This window comes from Aeromonas sp. S18(2024) (assembly GCF_041402525.1).
GTDB lineage: Bacteria > Pseudomonadota > Gammaproteobacteria > Enterobacterales > Aeromonadaceae > Aeromonas > Aeromonas enteropelogenes.
Map to the genome: position 1 here is coordinate 401378 of NZ_JBGLQV010000002.1, position 18905 is coordinate 420282.

15 protein-coding genes are annotated in these 18905 nt (G+C 59.3%); 2 read left to right on the forward strand and 13 right to left on the reverse strand.

The features are described from left to right. Window positions 1-7 precede the first annotated feature (7 nt). Window positions 8-1438: a sodium:alanine symporter family protein gene (locus tag ACB034_RS04995; protein ID WP_042027935.1), complete on the reverse strand. Its 1431-nt coding sequence runs from the start codon at window positions 1436-1438 to the stop codon at window positions 8-10. Between the two features lie 702 nt (window positions 1439-2140). Here ACB034_RS04995 and tal point away from each other — a divergent pair. After that, a complete protein-coding gene (gene tal, locus ACB034_RS05000; protein ID WP_216993919.1) occupies window positions 2141-3091 on the forward strand; it encodes a transaldolase in 951 nt (316 codons plus the stop codon). Between the two features lie 159 nt (window positions 3092-3250). Beyond that, window positions 3251-3433: a DUF3545 family protein gene (locus ACB034_RS05005; protein ID WP_026456021.1), complete on the forward strand. Its 183-nt coding sequence runs from the start codon at window positions 3251-3253 to the stop codon at window positions 3431-3433. A 214-nt stretch (window positions 3434-3647) separates the two neighbouring features. Here the strand turns inward: ACB034_RS05005 and accA are convergent, their stop codons facing one another. The 12 genes from accA to ACB034_RS05065 form a co-directional block, all read right to left on the reverse strand. Next, complete coding sequence (gene accA, locus ACB034_RS05010) at window positions 3648-4598, reverse strand: acetyl-CoA carboxylase carboxyl transferase subunit alpha (protein WP_026456022.1); 951 nt, start codon at window positions 4596-4598, stop codon at window positions 3648-3650. 16 nt (window positions 4599-4614) lie between these two features. Further along, complete coding sequence (dnaE, locus tag ACB034_RS05015) at window positions 4615-8094, reverse strand: DNA polymerase III subunit alpha (RefSeq protein ID WP_371172252.1); 3480 nt, start codon at window positions 8092-8094, stop codon at window positions 4615-4617. Window positions 8095-8156: 62 nt separating this feature from the next. Next, a complete protein-coding gene (rnhB, locus tag ACB034_RS05020) occupies window positions 8157-8747 on the reverse strand; it encodes a ribonuclease HII (RefSeq protein WP_371172253.1) in 591 nt (196 codons plus the stop codon). Window positions 8748-8814: 67 nt separating this feature from the next. Next, on the reverse strand, window positions 8815-9966 hold the full coding sequence (lpxB, locus tag ACB034_RS05025) for a lipid-A-disaccharide synthase (protein WP_371172254.1): 1152 nt from the start codon (window positions 9964-9966) through the stop codon (window positions 8815-8817). Then, a complete protein-coding gene (lpxA, locus tag ACB034_RS05030) occupies window positions 9959-10750 on the reverse strand; it encodes an acyl-ACP--UDP-N-acetylglucosamine O-acyltransferase (RefSeq protein ID WP_026456026.1) in 792 nt (263 codons plus the stop codon). The genes lpxB and lpxA overlap by 8 nt, the downstream gene beginning before the upstream one ends. 5 nt (window positions 10751-10755) lie before the next feature. Next, the gene (gene fabZ / locus ACB034_RS05035; protein ID WP_026456027.1) at window positions 10756-11217 is read right to left on the reverse strand and encodes a 3-hydroxyacyl-ACP dehydratase FabZ; all 462 of its coding nucleotides are present in this window, start codon (window positions 11215-11217) and stop codon (window positions 10756-10758) included. A gap of 24 nt (window positions 11218-11241) precedes the next feature. Next, window positions 11242-12261 (reverse strand): UDP-3-O-(3-hydroxymyristoyl)glucosamine N-acyltransferase, encoded by a 1020-nt coding sequence (lpxD, locus tag ACB034_RS05040; protein WP_042027945.1) that lies wholly within the window; start codon window positions 12259-12261, stop codon window positions 11242-11244. A gap of 3 nt (window positions 12262-12264) precedes the next feature. Then, a complete protein-coding gene (locus tag ACB034_RS05045; protein WP_026456029.1) occupies window positions 12265-12777 on the reverse strand; it encodes an OmpH family outer membrane protein in 513 nt (170 codons plus the stop codon). 149 nt (window positions 12778-12926) lie between these two features. Further along, a complete protein-coding gene (bamA, locus tag ACB034_RS05050; protein WP_124240448.1) occupies window positions 12927-15443 on the reverse strand; it encodes an outer membrane protein assembly factor BamA in 2517 nt (838 codons plus the stop codon). A 34-nt stretch (window positions 15444-15477) separates the two neighbouring features. After that, window positions 15478-16830 (reverse strand): sigma E protease regulator RseP, encoded by a 1353-nt coding sequence (gene rseP / locus ACB034_RS05055; protein WP_371172255.1) that lies wholly within the window; start codon window positions 16828-16830, stop codon window positions 15478-15480. Beyond that, a complete protein-coding gene (ispC, locus tag ACB034_RS05060; protein ID WP_223378730.1) occupies window positions 16830-18023 on the reverse strand; it encodes a 1-deoxy-D-xylulose-5-phosphate reductoisomerase in 1194 nt (397 codons plus the stop codon). The genes rseP and ispC overlap by 1 nt, the downstream gene beginning before the upstream one ends. Then, window positions 18023-18880 (reverse strand): phosphatidate cytidylyltransferase, encoded by an 858-nt coding sequence (locus ACB034_RS05065; RefSeq protein ID WP_371172256.1) that lies wholly within the window; start codon window positions 18878-18880, stop codon window positions 18023-18025. The genes ispC and ACB034_RS05065 overlap by 1 nt, the downstream gene beginning before the upstream one ends. Window positions 18881-18905: the final 25 nt, after the last annotated feature.

Consider the following 18905-nt stretch of genomic DNA (forward strand, 5'->3'; position numbering starts at 1 on the left):
CCCGCTCTTATTTCTTGGTCGGGTTGTCCCAGATCCCCGCTTCCAGCTGGGAGCGGATCTCGGGGTACTTGTTGGCATCGAAGGTGGGCAGCTTGCCCAGCTTGAGCTGGTCGTTGTAATCCTTGGCCAGCTTGATGGCAACGCCGGAGAGCAGCAGGATCGCCACCAGGTTGACGATGGCCATCAGCCCCATGGAGACATCCGCCATGGCCCACACGGTCGGCAGCTCGCCCACGGAACCGAACATCACCATGCCCAGCACGAACAGACGGAACAGCATCAGGCCGCCCTTGTGGTTGTGCTCGAGGAACACCAGGTTGGTCTCCGCGTAGGAGTAATTCGCCACGATGGAGGTGAAGGCGAAGAAGAAGATGGCTGCGGCGATGAAGATGTTGCCACCGTTGCCTATCTGGGATGACAGCGCACGCTGGGTCAGCTCGACGCCGGTCACACCGGAACCCGGTTCAAACTGGCCGGAGACCAGGATGATGGCCGCGGTACAGCTGCAGATGACGATGGTGTCCATGAAGACACCCAGCATCTGCACATAACCTTGGGAGGCCGGATGGGGCGGATAAGGGGTCGCAGTCGCTGCAGCGTTGGGCGCAGAACCCATGCCCGCCTCGTTGGAAAAGAGGCCGCGCTTGATGCCGTTGATCATCGCCTGGGAGATGGCATAACCCAGGGCACCGGACCCTGCCTGTTCGATACCAAACGCCGACTTGATGATCAGGGCAAACACACCGGGCAGTTCGCTGATATTCATGGCGACGATGATCAGCGCCAGCAGGATGTAGGCCAGTGCCATAAAGGGCACTACCAGTTCGGCGAAACGGGCGATGCCGCGAATGCCGCCGAAGATGATGAGACCGGAGAGGACCACCAGCGCCAGGCCGCTGACCCAGTCAGGGATGCCGAAAGCCACGTTCATCGCCAGGCTGATGGAGTTGGCCTGCACCGCGTTGAACACCAGACCAAAGGCCAGGATCAGGCACAGTGAAAACAGCACCCCCATCCAGCGCATGCCAAGCCCCTTTTCCATGTAGTAGGCGGGACCGCCACGATAGTTGCCGTCTTCATCCTTGACCTTGTAGAGCTGGGCCAGGGTGCTCTCGACGAAGGCGGTCGCCATGCCGATGAAGGCGATCAGCCACATCCAGAAGATGGCGCCCGGGCCACCCAGATAGATGGCTACGGCCACACCGGCCAGGTTGCCGGTGCCGACACGTGCGGCGAGACTGGTACAAAGAGCCTGGAAGGAGGAGATGCCTGCGTTGTCCGATTTACGGCTGTTCTTCAGCACGGAAAACATGTGGCCAAAGTGGCGGACCTGGATAAAGCCGAGTCTGAAGGTGAAGAAAATTCCGACCCCGATGAGCAGGTAGATGAGCACGGCTCCCCACATCAGGTCGTTTAGCATCGCAATCAAAGTGTCCATAATTCTCTCGTTGTTATTCACATCCATGGCCGATCCGTGCCGGCCGTTTTTTGTCTGTCGTTTTAATTAGCGTTTCGCTAAAGGGGCGGAATCTAGCATAGCGGGGGAGTTCAGAATAGTGATCCCGATCACTCGAGATACAAAAAACGAACGGAAAAAGCCCAAAAAGCTCCATTCAAATCGCAAACTTTCAACAATTCCAATAAGTTAATCGAGCAAGCAGAAAACAAGCCTCATAAGAGAACCTTTCATCTGCCGCCGCCAAACCTCGTCAAAAAATGCAAACGCTTGCCTGAAACGGCGCTCAAATCGCGCACTGTCGCCAAACGTTTTCCATGTAATTAAATTTCAAGTGCCTGAAGTAATAATTTATGTGATCGAGGACACAAATCTGGATATTGGTGAAAAAAGATGGCTCGACGACAAGCGGAGCCGACCTTGTTGCAGGAAGTAAAAAACCTTACTAATCATATACTTTTATCATGGTTTTTGAGGTGACATCAAACACTGGATGATTAACGGCCAACCCTCCCTATTGCAGGATGCACCACATCAGTATTAATTAGGCAGGCAATGACGATGGGCTGGCCCCGTCGCGTTTTTCTGAGCATGAGGCAACAGGAACCTGTAATTTTATTTCAGAATCGCCGTCTCACGCCCGCAACCCCGGGATGACTCCCGCATTAAGAGATGATATTCGCTATGGCCGATAAATTAACCCAGCTGAAAGCCCTGACCACTGTTGTTGCCGATACCGGTGATATCGAAGCCATCAAACGCTATCAGCCCATCGATGCCACCACCAACCCTTCTCTGGTTCTGAAGGCCTCCGAGATCCCCGAGTACGCTCCGCTGATCGAAGACGCCATCAACTGGGCAAAATCCCAGAGCCAGGACAAGGCACAGCAAATCATCGACGCGGGCGACAAGCTGGCGGTCAACATCGGTCTGGAAGTGCTGAAGATCGTCCCGGGCCGCATCTCCACCGAAGTGGATGCCCGTCTCTCCTTCGATACCGAGGCCAGCATCGCCAAGGCCCGCAAACTGATCCGTCTCTACAACGAAGCCGGCATCAGCAACGATCGCATCCTGATCAAGCTGGCCTCCACCTGGGAAGGGATCCGCGCCGCCGAGGTACTGGAAAAAGAGGGTATCCAGTGCAACCTGACCCTGCTGTTCTCCTTCGCCCAGGCCCGTGCCTGTGCCGAAGCCGGCGCCTTCCTGATCTCCCCGTTCGTGGGCCGCATCCTCGACTGGTACAAGGCCAAGCACAACCGCGACTACACCGCGAGCGAAGATCCGGGCGTGGTCTCCGTCACCGCCATCTACAACTACTACAAGCAGCATGACTACCCGACCGTGGTGATGGGCGCGAGCTTCCGCAACACCGGCGAGATCCTGGAACTGGCTGGCTGTGACCGCCTGACCATTGGCCCGGCCCTGCTGGAAGAGCTGAGCAAGGCCGAAGGCGCCGTGGTTCGCAAGCTGGACTACACCGGCGAGCGTATGCCCAAGCCAACCCCGATGACCGAAGCCGAATTCCGCTGGGAGCTGAACCAGGACGCCATGGCTGTCGAGAAGCTGGGCGAAGGCATCCGCCTGTTTGCCATCGACCAGGGCAAGCTGGAAACCATGCTGGCAAGCCACCTGTAATCGACTCTTTTTGCTGAAAAAAACCGGGAGCCATGTTGGGCTCCCGGTTTTTTTATGGGCTTTTTTTAGCACTGTCATGGAGTCGCAATAAAAACGTTTTACTTTCAATGTCGTTATGTTATACGGATGGTGAAAACGATAACAACCAAGGAGGGAGCCATGGACATGTTCAACTTCGAGTATGAAGAGGTGGTTGAACTCGGTTCGCGTAGCCGCGGGACAACGGGAAAAAAACGCAAGTGGCGTGAGATTGAGGCGTTGAAAGACAAACATCGCCTGCAGAAGGAGCTGCAATCCATCGATATCGCCTACGAAGGAATGTGTGACGAGATTGAATTGTAACACCGACACATGAGATACCAGCGCCCCGCTCCTGCGGGGCGTTTTATTTTACCCGGTCATCCTGCCCCGACAGGCCCACTGCCGCCGGTACGCCCCCAAACCAACCCTGCTTTACTCCCCAACCCCTCTGAGTCTCTGAACCTCTGACCAGAAGCAGATATAAAAAAGCCCCCGTGCAGGACGGGGGCTTCATGATGCTGGTGCCGAGCCGGGTTTAGCAGTAGCCGTAGCCCAGCAGACGCTGATAGCGCTGCTCCAGCAGCTGTTCGGTATCGAGCGGACGCAGGGCATTCAGATCCTGCAGGATCCGGTCTTTCAGGTGCTTGGCCATCTTCTCCACGTCGCGGTGAGCGCCGCCAAGCGGCTCCTCGACGATGGAATCGACGAGCTTGAGCTCCTTCAGACGCTGGGCCGTGATGCCCATGGCATCGGCCGCCACGGAGGCCTTGTCGGCACTCTTCCACAGGATGGAGGCACACCCTTCCGGCGAGATGACGGAGTAGGTGGAGTACTGCAGCATGTTGACGCGATCGCCCACGCCGATGGCCAGTGCGCCACCCGAGCCACCCTCACCAATCACGGTGCAGACGACCGGCACGGTCAGACCGGCCATGACTTTCAGGTTGCGGGCGATGGCTTCGGATTGACCACGCTCTTCGGCACCCACGCCCGGATAGGCGCCCGGGGTGTCGATGAAGGTGATGATCGGCATCTTGAAGCGCTCGGCCATCTCCATCAGGCGCAGGGCCTTGCGGTACCCCTCCGGACGCGGCATGCCGAAGTTGCGCTTGATCTTCTCCTTGGTCTCGCGACCCTTCTGGTGACCGATGATCATCACGGGCTCGCCGTCTAGACGGGCGATGCCGCCGACGATAGCCTTGTCATCGGCATAGGCGCGATCGCCGGCCAGCTCGTCGAAGTCGGTGAAGATGTGCTCGATGTAATCGAGGGTATAGGGGCGCTGGGGATGACGCGCCATCTGTGACACCTGCCAGGCACCCAGATCGCCGAAGATCTTCTTGGTCAGCTCTTCGTTTTTCTTCTCCAGCCGACGGATCTCTTCTTTGAGATCCACGGCGTGATTGCCTTCACTCACATGACGGAGTTCATCAATCTGCGCCTGCAATTCGGCGATCGGCTGTTCAAAATCCAGAAAAAGACTCATAGGGACTATAGATCCTCTAATCAAAAACCAATTCAACCCGCTCTCGTCCAAGCAGGACTCGCAAGTCATCTATCAGTTGATCGGTGGGTGTCACCCGCCACTCGGTACCAAGTGTCAATCGCACCCGGGAGCCGGGGCGACGATAGTTTACCTGAACCGGACAGACTCCGGCACGGGCGGGCTCCAAAATCTCGCACAAACGCGGAAAAAAGCGATCATCGATCCGCGTCTCATCAAGGGAGATGCGAATTGCCCTGGCAAAACGCTCCCTCGCATCGTTGATATCCAGTAATTCCCGGGCCGACATTTTAAGGCCACCGGAGAAGTCATCAAAGCTGACCTGTCCAGAAACCACCAAAATGCGGTCTTTTTGCATCAACTCTTCATATTTTTCCAGCGCTTCACTGAACAGGGTCACATCCAGGCGACCGGAACGGTCGTCCAGGGTGAAGATCCCCATCTTGTTGCCACGCTTGGTCACCATGCTGCGTGCCGCGATCACCAGACCCGCCGCCGTGGTCACCGTATCCCGGGAGGTGGGATGCAGATCGCACAAGCGACCCGAGGTGTAGCGACGCAGCTCGCTGCTGTACTGGTTGATGGGGTGACCGGTGAGGTACAGCCCGAGGGTCTCGCGCTCCCCCTCCAGCCAGACCTTGTCAGGCCAGTGGGGTACGTTGGCGAACGCCTTCTTGACGTCGTCTATCTCCTCGGTGAGCACGCCGAACATGTCGACCTGGCCCACCGCCTGCGCCTTGGCGTGCTGCTCGGCGGCGCGCATCGCCTCTTCCAGTGTCGCCATCAGGGCGGCGCGGTGAGGGCCTAGCCGATCCATGGCGCCGGAGAGGATGAGTTTTTCCATCACCCGCTTGTTGAGCTTCTTGATGTCGACCCGGTTGCAGAAGTCAAACAGATCGCGGAAGGGGCCGTCCTGATCTCGCGCCGAGAGAATGGCTTCGATAGGCCCTTCCCCCACCCCCTTCACCGCACCGATGCCATAGACGATATGACCATCGTCGTTGACGGTGAAGCGATAGCGACCGGTGTTGACGTCCGGCGGTATCACGGTGAGCCCCATGCGCTGGCACTCGTCCACCAGGGTCACTATCTTGTCGGTGTTGTCCATATCGGCGGTCATCACCGCCGCCATAAACTCGGCCGGGAAGTGGGTCTTGAGCCAGAGGGTCTGGTAGGAGACCAGCGCATAGGCGGCGGAGTGCGACTTGTTGAAGCCGTAACCCGCGAACTTCTCTACCAGGTCGAAGATCTTCATGGCCAGCTCGCCATCGACCCCGTTCTTGATGGCGCCCTCCTCGAAGCCGGCCCGCTGCTTGGCCATCTCCTCGGGTTTTTTCTTACCCATCGCCCGGCGCAGCATATCTGCGCCACCCAGGGTATAACCCGCCAGGGTCTGGGCGATCTGCATCACCTGTTCCTGGTAGAGGATGATGCCGTAGGTGGGCTCGAGTATGGGTTTGAGGCTCTCGTGCTGCCACTTCTCGTCCGGATAGGAGATGGCTTCATTGCCGTGTTTGCGGTCGATGAAGTTGTCCACCATGCCGGACTGGAGCGGGCCCGGCCGGAACAGGGCCACCAGCGCGATCATGTCTTCGAAGCAGTCGGGACGCAGCCGCTTGATGAGGTCCTTCATGCCGCGAGATTCGAGCTGGAATACCGCCGTAGTCTCGTAGCGCTGCAGCAGGTCGAACGACTTCTTGTCATCGATGGGGATGGCGGCGATATCGACCGGCGGCTTGCCCTCTTTGGCAAGGCGCGGGTTGATCATGCCGAGCGCCCAGTCGATGATGGTGAGCGTTCGCAGCCCCAGGAAGTCGAACTTCACCAAGCCTGCGTACTCCACATCGTTCTTGTCGAACTGGGTGACAGGGTGATGCCCTTCGTCATCGCAGTAGAGCGGCGCAAAGTCGGTGATCTTGGTGGGCGCGATCACCACGCCACCGGCGTGTTTACCGGCGTTGCGCACCACACCCTCGAGACGGCGCGCCATGTCGATGAGGTCTTTGACCTCTTCATCCTGCTCGTAGAGCTCGGGCAGCTTGGGTTCGGCCTCGAACGCCTTGGCCAGGGTCATACCCGGATCCGGTGGAATGAGCTTGGAGATGCGATCCACAAAGCCATAGGCATGGCCCAGCACACGGCCCACGTCCCGCACTACCGCCTTGGCCGCCATGCTGCCGAAGGTGATGATCTGGGAGACCGCATCGCGGCCATACATGTCGGAGACGTGCTCAATCACCTCGTCACGTCTGTCCATGCAGAAGTCGACGTCGAAGTCGGGCATGGAGACCCGCTCGGGGTTGAGGAAGCGTTCGAACAGCAGGTCGAATTCCAGCGGATCCAAGTCAGTGATCTTGAGGGCGTAGGCAACGAGCGAACCCGCACCCGAACCTCGGCCCGGGCCAACGGGAATGCCGTTGTCCTTGGACCACTGGATAAACTCCATCACGATGAGGAAGTAACCCGGGAAGCCCATCTGGTTGATCACTTTCAGCTCGACGTCGAGACGCTCGTCATACTCCGGACGCCGCTCGGCGCGCACCACCGGATCCGGGAACAGGAACTCGAGGCGCTCCTCGAGGCCCTCTTTCGATTTCATCACCAGGAAGTCTTCGGTGGTCATGTCACCGGTCGGGAAGTTCGGCAGGAAGTATTCGCCGAGGCGCACCGTCACGTTGCAGCGCTTGGCGATCTCCACCGTGTTCTCGAGCGCCTCCGGGATATCGGCGAAGAGATCCAGCATCTCCTCCTGGCTGCGCAGGTACTGCTGGGGGCTGTAGCGACGTGGACGGCGCTTGTCCATCAGGGTATAGCCATCGTGGATGGCGACCCGGATCTCGTGAGCGTCGAAATCATCAGCACTCAGGAACACCACCTCGTTGGTCGCCACCACCGGCAGCTCGAACTCGGTGGCCAGGGCGACAGCCATGTGCAGGTAGGCCTCCTCGTCGGGGCGGCCGGTACGCAGCAGCTCGAGATAGTAGGCGTCGGGGAAGTGGGTCTGATAGAAGGCGAGACACTGCTCCGTCATCTGGCGGTTGCCCTTGAGCAGGAACTTGCCCACATCCCCCTCACGGCCACCGGAGAGGACAATCACCCCTTTGGCGTGCTCGGCCAGCCACTCCTTGTCGATAACCGGGCGCCCCTGCACATGGCCGCGCTGGTAGCCGCGAGAAATGAGCAGGGTGATGTTCTGGTAGCCATCGTTGTCCATGGCCAGCAAGGTGAGGCGGAACTGCTCGTCGCCGAGCTCATTGCTCTGTACCCAGAAGTCGGCCCCGACGATGGGCTTGATCCCCTTGCCGTGGGCAGCGCCATAGAAGCGCACCAGGCCGCACATGTTCATCTGGTCGGTCAGGGCCAGGGCCGGCATGCCATCGGCCGCTGCCGCCCCGACGATGGGGTTGATCTTCTGCAGACCGTCCACCATGGAGAAATCGGTGTGAACGCGCAGATGAATAAAACGGGGGTCAGCCATGGTTATCCCCTCTCGTGGCGCCAGCTGGCGTGAATGTCGTCATGCAGACAGCGTGGCATGGGTTATTCGATCCCCAGTGCGCGGCGCACCGGCTTGAAGCTTTTGCGATATTCGGGCAGAGGCCCGCGTTCCGCCAGAATGGCGAGATGCTCCGCAGTCGGGTAGCCCTTGTGACGGGCAAAGCCGTACTCGGGATGGCGGCTGTCCAGTTCGGTCATCTCCGCATCCCGGGTCACCTTGGCCAGGATCGACGCGGCGCTGATGGCGGCCACCAGGCTGTCCCCCTTGACCACGGCGCGGGCTTCCATCGGCAAACTTGGGCAGCGGTTACCGTCGATAAAGACCAGTTCCGGCGTGACCTTGAGCCCCGCCACGGCACGCTGCATCGCCAGCATGGTGGCGTGCAGTATATTGAGCTCGTCGATTTCCGCCGGGCTGGCACGGCCGATGGCGAAGGCCAACGCCTTCTCCCTGATTTCGTCAAACAGGGCCAGGCGCTTCTTCTCGGAGAGCTTCTTGGAGTCGGCGAGGCCGGCGATGGGATTGGCCGGGTCGAGGATGACGGCGGCGGTCACCACGTCCCCCACCAGGGGGCCACGCCCCACCTCGTCCACACCGGCAACCAGCTTGTCGTCAGGAATATCGATCATCATCTTGTCGCCTTGAATCAAAACAGGCCCCGCAGGGCCTGACATAACATGGGCACAGCCGGCCGCAGCCTTATCTGCCGAGCAACTCGGCCACCGCCTCGGCGGCCTGGTGATCCGCATTGCAGCGGATGAGCTGGTGTAACTCGGTGAAGGTGTTCACCAGCTCGCTGTTGTCATGCTCGAAGTATTTGCTGACCTCGACCACCAGGTTTTCCGGGGTACACTCGTGCTGGATGAGTTCGGGCACCAGCATGCGACCCGCCAACAGGTTGGGCAGGGAGACGAACTCGGTCTTCACCAGGCGCTGGGCCAGCCAGTAACTGAAGGGTTTGAGCTTGTACCCCACCACCATGGGTTTTTTCACCAGCATGGCCTCGAGCGACGCGGTACCGGAGGCGAGCATCACCACATCGGCGGCGATCATGGCCTCGCGGCCCTGCCCTTCCAGCAGCACCATATCGAGATCCGGCGCCACGTCGGCCTTGATGGCCATGAACTGTTCGCGCCGCTTCTCGTTGACCAGGGGCACGATGAACCCGAGATCCGGGTAACGCACCGTCAGGTGTTTGCACGCCTCGAGAAACAGGGGGGACATAAAGCCCACTTCTGCGGTCCGGCTACCCGGCAGTACCGCCAGCCAGCGGCGGTTGGCGTCGATACCCAGGGTTCTGCGCACCGCAGCCTGATCCGGCACCAGCGGAATGTCATCCGCCATGGTGTGGCCGACGAAGCGGCAGGGAGCCTCGAATCTGTCGTAGAAGGCCTTCTCGAACGGCAGGAAGGCGAGCACCATGTCGGTGGCGGACTTGATCTTGTGAATACGGTTCTGGCGCCAGGCCCAGACGGAGGGACTGACATAGTGAACCGTCTTGATACCGGCGCGGCGCAGTTTCAGCTCCACCCCGATATTGAAATCCGGTGCATCCACCCCGATGAAGATATCGGGTGGATTGGCGATGAAGTGGCGCAGCAGTTCGCGGCGGACCTTGAGGATGCGCGGCAGACGGCCCAGCACCTCGGTGATCCCCATGACGGAGAGCTCTTCCATCTCGAACAGGGCCTTCACGCCGAGGGCCTGCATGCGCGGCCCGGCGATCCCTTCGAACTGCGCGTCCGGGTAGCGGGCCTGCAGCTCGCGTACCAGACCCGCCGCCAGAATATCGCCGGAGACTTCTCCGGCGACGATGCCGATGCGGATCTTGTTGTAGACAGGATCAGGCACGGATGATCCCGCGCTCATTGTCTTTGAGGAAGTCGACATAGAGCTGTACCGCAGGTTCGGCTGCGGCCATTTCGGTCAGCACCGGCAGCACCTCTTCGATGGTCTTGCCGGAGCGGAAGATCTCTTTGTAGGCGCGCTTGACGGCGGAGATGGCCTCAGGCGTGTAACCGCGGCGACGCAGCCCTTCGGAGTTGACCCCGAACGGTTTGGCGTAGTTACCGGCGGCCATCACGTAGGGCGGCACATCCTTGTTGAGGGCGGCGCAGCCACCGACGAAGGCGTGGGAGCCGACGCGGCCGAACTGGTGGATCGCGGAGAGACCGCCAAAGATCACGAAATCGCCGATCACCACGTGGCCCGCCAGGGTCGCGTTGTTGGCGAAGATGCAGTTGTCACCGATGATGCAGTCATGGGCGACGTGCACATTGACCATGAACAGGTTGCCGCTGCCCACCTTGGTCAGGCTCTGATCCTGCACGGTACCACGGTGGAAGGTGCAGTTTTCGCGAATGACGTTGTTGTCGCCAATCTCGAGGAAGGTGCGCTCGCCGGCGTACTTCTTGTCCTGGCAATCCTCACCGATGGAGGTGTGCTGGAAGATCTTGTTGCCGCGACCAATCTTGGTCGGGCCCTTGATCACCACATGGGAACCCACCCAGGTGTCGTCACCGATCGTTACCTCGGCGCCGATGACAGAAAAGGGGCCGATTTCAACCCCTTTACCGATCACAGCAGACTCATGGACGATGGCAGTATCGTGAATGATGGCAGTCTGGTCGATCACGTGTGTTAAACCTCGCGTTTGGCGCACATCAGCTCGGCGGTACAGACCACTTCACCGTCGACGGTGGCGACACCGGTGAACTTGGCAATACCGCGGCGCTCTTTCAGAAACTCCACGTCCAGCACCAGCTGATCGCCGGGGCCGACCGGACGCTTGAAGCGAGCGTTGTCGATTGAGGCAAAATAATAGAGTTCATTGGGGGACGGCTTGCCCACCATGGTAAACGCCAGGATACCGGTCGCCTGCGCCATGGCTTCCAGGATCAGCACACCGGGAAACACCGGCTTGGCCGGGAAGTGGCCCTGGAAGATAGGCTCGTTGAACGAGATGTTCTTGATGGCACGCAGGGTTTTGCGCTCATCGCTGATCTCGTAGTCGTCCACCCGGTCCACCATCAGGAACGGATAACGGTGGGGCAGCAGGTTCATGATTTCCTGGATATCCAGGCTCTTCTTTTCAGTAGTCAAAACAGTACCCTATACCAATCGTGATTATTCTTGATCCAGCTTCTTCTCAAGCTTGCTCAACCGCTTGTGCATCTCTTCGATACGCATCACCCGGGCGGCGGTCTTGCGCCACTCTTTATTAGTCTGCAGGGGGATGCCGGAAGAGTAGACACCGGGCTCGGTAATGGGTCGCATCACCATGGCCATACCGGTAACGGTGGCCTGATCGCAGATCTCCATATGCCCGTTAAAGACGGAGGCGCCGCCAATGATACAGTATTTGCCGACCTTGAGACTACCCGCCATCACGGTGGAGCCCGCCACGGCGGTGCCGTAGCCGATCTCGACGTTGTGGGCAATCTGGCACTGGTTGTCGATGATGACGTTGTCGGCGATGCGGGTATCTTCCAGCGCGCCACGGTCAATGGTGGTGCAGGCGCCGATCTCGACCCGGTTGCCGATGGTCACGCCGCCAAGCTGGGGAATCTTGATCCATTCGCCACGCTCGTTGGCGTAGCCGAAACCATCGGCCCCGATCACTGTACCGGATTGAACCAGACAGTCGGTGCCCATGGTGACATTGTGATACAGGGTGACGTTGGCCCACAGGCGGGAACGGGCGCCCAGCCGGGTATTTTTGCCAACGAAACAGCCCGGGCCAATGCGCACATCGTCACCCAGCACGACGCCGGATTCGATCACCGCATTGGCACCGATGGCCACTCTCTCGCCCAGTTGCACGTCCGCCGCGATAACGGCGCTCGGATGGATATCCATCGCCGGCTGCGGGGTGGTATCCAGCAGTTGGGCCACCCGGGCAAAGCCCACATAGGGGTCTTTGAGCACCAGGGCGTTGGTGGGACAAAACGGCAGATCCGCTTCTGTGATGAGCACGGCCGTGGCCTTGCTCTGCTCCAGATAATGCCGGTACTTTTTGTTGGACAGGAAGGTGATATCCCCCTCCCCGGCCTTTTCCAGTGTCGCTACCTTGCGGATTTCCAGGGTTCCGTCGCCATGAACCTGGGCCCCCAGTTGCTGGGCCAGCTGTGCGAGAGTGAATGACATCAATTAGTTGCTCTTGCTTACCTGAGAAATAACCTGGGCAGAGATGTCCAGCTTGCTGGCGGCATAGGGGGCGGCATTGCGCTCCAGCACCAGATCGTAACCATTGCTCTTGGCGATGGAATCGATGGCAGCCTGCACCTTGGTCAGGATCTTGTTGCGCTCTTCGGACTGACGGCGGCCGTTGTCCTGCTCAAATGCCTGACGCTTCTTGTTGAACTCCATCTGCAGCTTGGCCAGCTTCTCCTGGTTCTGCTTCTTCTGCTCGGCGCTCATGAAGGCCTCGTCCTTGCGGAACTTCTCGACCAGTTTCTGGCCGTCGGCTTCCAGCTTCTGCAGCTCGCGCATGCGCGGCTCGAATTCGCCCTTGAGCTTCTTGGCCACGGCTTCACGCTGGGGCAGCTTCTGGAACACCTCGCCCATGTCGACCACGGCGATCTTGGTGTCAGCGAAGGCTGAGCTCATGCCGGCAGCCATCAGTGCAAAACTCAAACCAGCTACTTTCAACGCTTTATTCACACTTACTCCTTGTTCCCTCATGGTGAGGGCTACCTGATTTACCCGATTATGCAAGCGGCATGACTACCGTCTTGTTACCTGGTGAGGCACGCAAACTGCGCATCCCATCATTGAATACCCCCACCTTGCGGGTGGGGGCGTGATGTCGTTTAGAAGGTACGACCGATGTTGAAGGAGAAGACTTCGGTACGATCCCCTTCATATTTCTTGATTGGCTTGGCCAGAGCGAACACCAGCGGCCCCATGGGCGAGAGCCACTGCAGGGAGACACCGGCGGAGACCCGGATGTTGGCCGGATCCGAGTAGTCCTGGCTCTGGTAGTTGCAGTCTGCGCCAGGAGCACAGGGGTAGGCGCCGTTGGCAAAATCGGTACTCCATACGGAGCCCGCATCGACGAAGACGGTGCTGCGGATCTGCGGACGATAGGTCTCGGAGACGAAGGGAGTCGGGAAGACCAATTCGAACGAGGCCACCGCTAGGGCATTACCACCGACCGAGGTGTCGGAACCTTCGTAATAACCCGTCGCCGTCGGAGCACCGGTACCGTTGTTCGTGTACTGCCGGTAGATCGCCTTGGGACCTATGGTATTGCTCTTGAAGCCGCGCACCGTATCGAAACCACCGGCATAGTAGTTTTCGAAGAAGGGCAGCATGGTGCTGTCACCATAGCCGTTACCGTAGGAGACCCGGCCCTTGCCGATCATGACCCAGCTGTGATCCGCGTCCAGCGGGAAGTAGTGGGCATCTTCGGCCGAGAGTTTGTAGTACTGCAGATCCATGCCAGGAATGGTGACCTTGGCGTTGACCCGCTGACGATCACCTGCGGTCGGGAACATCCCCTTGTTGAGAGTGGAACGAGTCCAGCCTGCAGTCAGGTCAACGGTGACGAAGTCGACGCTGTCCTCACCCTTGGCATAGAGATCCCAGAACTGGTCCATCTGTACCGATTGACGGTTGTCGTTCCACAGGTCGTAGCAGTAGGTGTTGTCTGCTGACGGCTTGTTGTCGGCGATACACTCGTTGAACTTGGACTCATTGAAGGTAGGACGGCTCAGCTTGGAGCTTTCGATACCGGTACTGAAGTCCAGACGGTTGTGCTCGTTGACCGGGAAACCGCTGGAGAGACGGAAGCCTATGGTCTCGTTCTCGTAATCCACGATATCCGCATCATCGGCACGGAACTGGTTGTAGTAGACACGGCCACCCAGGCTGACACCATCCACGGTGAAGTAGGGATCGTTGTAGCTCAGGTCAACGTTCTTGGAGTAGTCGTTGGTGCTGGCGTTGATGGAGACCCGCTTGCCGGTCCCCATGAAGTTGTCCTGGGAGATCCCCGCCTGCAGGCTGAGGCCAGACTCGGTACCATAACCGACGCCCGCGTTGATGGAACCGGCCGGCTGCTCCTTGACCTTGAAGTCGAGATCGACCAGATCGTCATTGCCCGGCACCCGCTTGGTATCCACTTCGACACTCTCGAAATAACCGAGGCGGTTGAGACGGGTCTTGGACTGCTCGATATTGTCGGAGGAGAGCCAGGTGCCTTCCATCTGGCGCATCTCGCGGCGCAATACCTGATCTTCGGTGGTCACGTTGCCGTTGAAGTTGATGTTGCGTACATAGACGCGGGGGCCCGGCTCGACGTTGACGATGAGCTCCACCTCCTTGGTCTCGTCATTGACCTGCGGGAAGGTGACCACCTTGGGATAGGCGTAGCCGTAACGACCGAGGAACTTGGAGAGCACCTCTTCGGTGTGGGTCACCTGGCTCGCCGAGTAGACGCTGCCAGCTTCAATGGGGATGAGCCCCTTCATCTCGCCGGCGCGATCGATGAGGTTACCCTTGAGCTGGATACCGGAGACCTTGTACTGATCCCCTTCCTTGATGTTCAGGGTGACGTAGACGCCTTTCTTGTCCGGAGTCATGGAGACCTGAGTGGACTCCTGGGCGAAACGGATATAGCCGCGATCCATGTAGTAGGAGCGCAGGGTCTCGATGTCACCGGCCAGCTTCTGCTTCTGGTAGCGCTGATCCGCGGTGAAGTTCCACCAGGGCACCTCATCACGCAGGGAGAGCTGGGCGATCAGCTTATCTTCCGGGAAGACATTGTTGCCGACTATGTTGATCTGCTGGATCTTGGCGGCCTGGCCTTCCACGAAGGTGAACTTGAGGTCGACCCGGTTGCGCGGCAGCGGGGTGACGATGGCCTTGACCCTGGCGGAGTATTTGCCCACGCCGTAATAGAAATCTTCCAGCCCCTTCTCGAGGGAGGTGAGCACGGTGCGATCCAGGGGATCACCGACCCGGATACCGGAGGACTCCAGGCTCTGGGTCAGCTGCTCTTCCTTGATGTCCTTGTTGCCGGAAAACTCGATGCTGGAGATGGTCGGACGCTCCTTGACCATCACCTGCAGTACCTGGCCATCGCGGTAGACCTTCACATCCTCGAAGTTGCCGGAGGCATAGAGTTTCTTGATGGCATTCGCCAGGGTCACGGAGTCGACGTTGTCGCCAACCCGGATCGGCAGGTTCAACAGTGCGGCACCCAGGGTCACCCGTTGCAGGCCCTCGACCTGGATATCTTGCACCACAAAAGAGGCAGGGGCCGCCTGGGCCAGGAAACTGGCACCCAGCAGGCAACTCAACACCAATGCTTTTTTAACAGCCATTTTGTTCTTATGTGTCCTTGTTGATGCTCTGGCCTCAGAGGCGAGCGAAATCGTTAAACAGCGCAATACCCATCAATAACATCAGAATGGCGGCGCCGATCCTGAAACCCACTTCCTGTACTTTCTCCGATACCGGCTTGCCGGTAATAGCCTCGATCAGGAAGTAGACAAGATGACCACCATCCAGCACCGGCAAGGGGAACAGGTTGATGATCCCCAGGTTGACACTGATCAGTGCCAGAAAACTCAAGAAATAGACCAAACCGTAATCGGCACTGCTACCCGCGCCCTTGGCAATGGAGATGGGCCCGCTCAGGTTGTCCAGCGACACTATGCCGCCGATCAGCTTGCCAATCATGTCGAAAGTGAGCGTGATCAGGCTCCAGGTCTTGTCGGCACCCTGCCACAGCGCCTGCAAAGGCCCATACTGTAACAGAATTCGATATTCATCCGGTAATGGAACCAGTTGCGGAGCGAGTCCGACATAACCGACCACCTTGCCCTGTACCTTCCTGCTATCCGGGGTCAGGGTCAAGCCGAGATCTTGGTTGTTGCGCTCCACCACTATCTGTAGCGGCTCACCGGGTGCCTGCTGCACCAGTTCGACAAACTGGAGCCAGGTGGTTATCTCCTGATCGCCCACCTGTTTGAGGCGATCACCAACCTGCAGACCTGCCTTTTCACTGGCACTCTTGGCCACCACCGAAGCCACCACAGGCAGCATCTTGCCCCCCAGGGGGACTATGCCCAGGCTGCCGATGGGAGACTCCTTGTCAGGGTCGAAGGTCCAGCCTTCCAGCGACAGGGTCTTCTCGGTGGCGTAGCTGGTCTGCGGCGCCTGCACCTTCAGGGTGACCGACTTGTCACCCAGATGGCTGATAAGGGCATAGGTCACGCTCTCCCAGTCACCGGTCTGCTCATCCCCTACCCCGACGATCTCGACACCAGGCTCGATACCGGCCTGAGCCACGATGGAGGCGGGACGCACCTCGCCAATCACGGGTTTGACACTCGGCACCCCGATCATGAACATCAGCCACAGGGCGACCAGGGCAAACACGAAGTTAGCCATGGGACCGGCCGCGACGATGGCCATCCGTGCCCAGACGCTCTTGTGATTGAACGCCTGCTGTTCTTCACCGGGTTTGAGTTCATCGACCCGGCCATCCAGCATCTTGACATAGCCCCCGAGCGGGATCAGTGCCAGCACATATTCGGTACCGTCCTTACCCATCCGGCGCCAGATCGCCTTGCCAAAACCGATGGAGAAACGCACCACCCTGACACCACAGCGACGGGCCACCCAGAAGTGGCCGAATTCATGCACTGCAACCAACAGGCCCAGCGCAACGACAAAGGCGCCGATGTTCCACAATACACCGCCCATCAGCCAATCTCCTCAATCAGGTGGTGGGCACGGGCACGGGCCGCACCATCCAGGGCAAACAGATCATCGAGAGAACTGACGGCACTGTTCTCCAGCGCCAGCATCACGGCCTCGTTGATCCGGGCGATATCCATGAAACCGATCCGCTCGGCCAGAAAGGCTGCGACAGCCTCCTCGTTGGCGGCATTGAGCGCCGTGGTGGCCGCTTGTCCCTTCTGGCAGGCGTTGATGGCCAGTGCCAGACAGGGGTAGCGATCGTAATCGGGTCGAATGAAGCTGAACTCTCCGACACTGAAAAAATCCAAAGGTTCCACGCCGGAAGGGATGCGATTGGGATAAGCCAGCGCATGAGCGATGGGAGTACACATGTCCGGATTGCCGAGCTGGGCCAGCACGGAGCCATCCTTGTACTGCACCATGGAGTGAATGACGGACTGCGGATGAATGACCACCTGGATCTGCTCGGGGGCGGCGTTGAACAGCCAGCGCGCTTCGATATATTCCAGCCCCTTGTTGATCATGGTGGCGGAATCCACCGAAATCTTGGCCCCCATCGACCAGTTGGGATGGGCAATGGCCTGGGCCGGGGTCACCTTGGCCAGCTCGGCCACTTCGGTATAGCGGAACGGACCACCTGAACCGGTCAGCAGGATCTTGCTGATCCCCGCCGCAGCCAGATCACAGAAGCCAGGCTGACGCTGGATGGCGGTCGGCAGGCACTGGAAGATGGCGTTGTGTTCGCTGTCGATGGGCAACAGCTCGGCGCCGTGTTCGCGCACCGCCTCCATGAAGAAGGCGCCGGACATCACCAATGCTTCCTTGTTGGCCAGCAGAATGCGCTTGCCGGCACGCACCGCCGCCATGGTAGGTGCCAGTCCTGCCGCGCCGACGATGGCCGCCATCACGCTGTGAGCATCGGGATGCGCCGCAACCTCGCACAGGGCCGCGGGGCCGGACATCACCCGGGTCTGGCTGCCATGGGTCTTGAGGCGACTCGCCAGCTCGCGGGCAGCCTCCTCGTCAACCATGACGGCAAAGCGCGGGGAAAATTCGAGACAATCCCGCAGCATGGCATCCACGCTGCGGGCGGCGGTCAGCGCCAATACTTGCCAACGGCCCGGGTTATGGCGCAGCACCTTCAGGGTACTCTGACCGATGGAGCCGGAGGCTCCCAGAATCACCAGGTTACGCATCAGAACTCCTGACTGAGCAACAGATAGCTGAGCAAGAAGACCGGCAGGGCGGCGGTCAGGCTGTCGATCCGGTCGAGCACGCCGCCGTGACCGGGCAGCAGGGTACCGGAATCCTTGATGCCCGCCTCGCGCTTGAACATGCTCTCGGTCAGATCACCCAGCACGGAGGCCAGCACCGCCAAGAGGGAGCAGAACAGCACTATGCCCATCTTGACAGGCACAAAGCCCATCCACCAAGTCACACCGATGGCCAGCAGACTGGCGGTAAAGAGGCCGCCACACATGCCTTCGATGGTTTTACCCGGGCTGACGGCGGGCGCCAGCTTGTGCTTGCCGAACGCCTTGCCAAAAAAATACGCGCCAGAATCTGCCGCCCAGACCAGTCCCATGACGAACAGCAATATCCAGGCCCCCATCATGGGGTCGTGGTAGAAGTTGTAACCGCGAATGGCCACCAGGGACCAGAAGAAGGGAACCAGGGTTACCAGACCAAACAGGGACTTGAGCCAGACAGATTCACGCCACAACCTGGCGCTTTGGGGGTAGCGCAATACCAGGATCAGCCCCAGCAACCACCAGCTGGCGGCGGTCCAGAGCACTCCCATCACCAGAGGATGCAGGCCAGGGGCCCAGAGTTGTTCCACTGGCAAGCAGAACAGGCTGGCGCCAAGCAACAGACAGAATACGATGGGCAACCACTGCAGCGGCTTGGCCGACACGAAGGTGCTCCATTCACGACTGGCCAGCAAAAATACCAGCGATGCCAACAGGGCAAAAAACTTCAATGGCAAAAAGAAGAGCGCCCCCAGGACCAGGGGGATCAACATCAAAGCAGTAATAATTCGTTGTTTTAGCAAAAGAAACCTCTCTCTTGGGAGCGGG

Bases quoted from the DNA above. Each gene is read 5' to 3' on its own strand.
- dnaE (WP_371172252.1), bottom strand. From the start codon at position 8,094: ATGGCTGACCCCCGTTTTATTCATCTGCGCGTTCACACCGATTTCTCC.
- ispC (WP_223378730.1), bottom strand. From the start codon at position 18,023: ATGCGTAACCTGGTGATTCTGGGAGCCTCCGGCTCCATCGGTCAGAGT.
- ACB034_RS05005 (WP_026456021.1), top strand. From the start codon at position 3,251: ATGGACATGTTCAACTTCGAGTATGAAGAGGTGGTTGAACTCGGTTCG.
- accA (WP_026456022.1), bottom strand. From the start codon at position 4,598: ATGAGTCTTTTTCTGGATTTTGAACAGCCGATCGCCGAATTGCAGGCG.
- lpxD (WP_042027945.1), bottom strand. From the start codon at position 12,261: ATGTCATTCACTCTCGCACAGCTGGCCCAGCAACTGGGGGCCCAGGTT.
- bamA (WP_124240448.1), bottom strand. From the start codon at position 15,443: ATGGCTGTTAAAAAAGCATTGGTGTTGAGTTGCCTGCTGGGTGCCAGT.
- ACB034_RS04995 (WP_042027935.1), bottom strand. From the start codon at position 1,438: ATGGACACTTTGATTGCGATGCTAAACGACCTGATGTGGGGAGCCGTG.
- rseP (WP_371172255.1), bottom strand. From the start codon at position 16,830: ATGGGCGGTGTATTGTGGAACATCGGCGCCTTTGTCGTTGCGCTGGGC.
- rnhB (WP_371172253.1), bottom strand. From the start codon at position 8,747: ATGATGATCGATATTCCTGACGACAAGCTGGTTGCCGGTGTGGACGAG.
- tal (WP_216993919.1), top strand. From the start codon at position 2,141: ATGGCCGATAAATTAACCCAGCTGAAAGCCCTGACCACTGTTGTTGCC.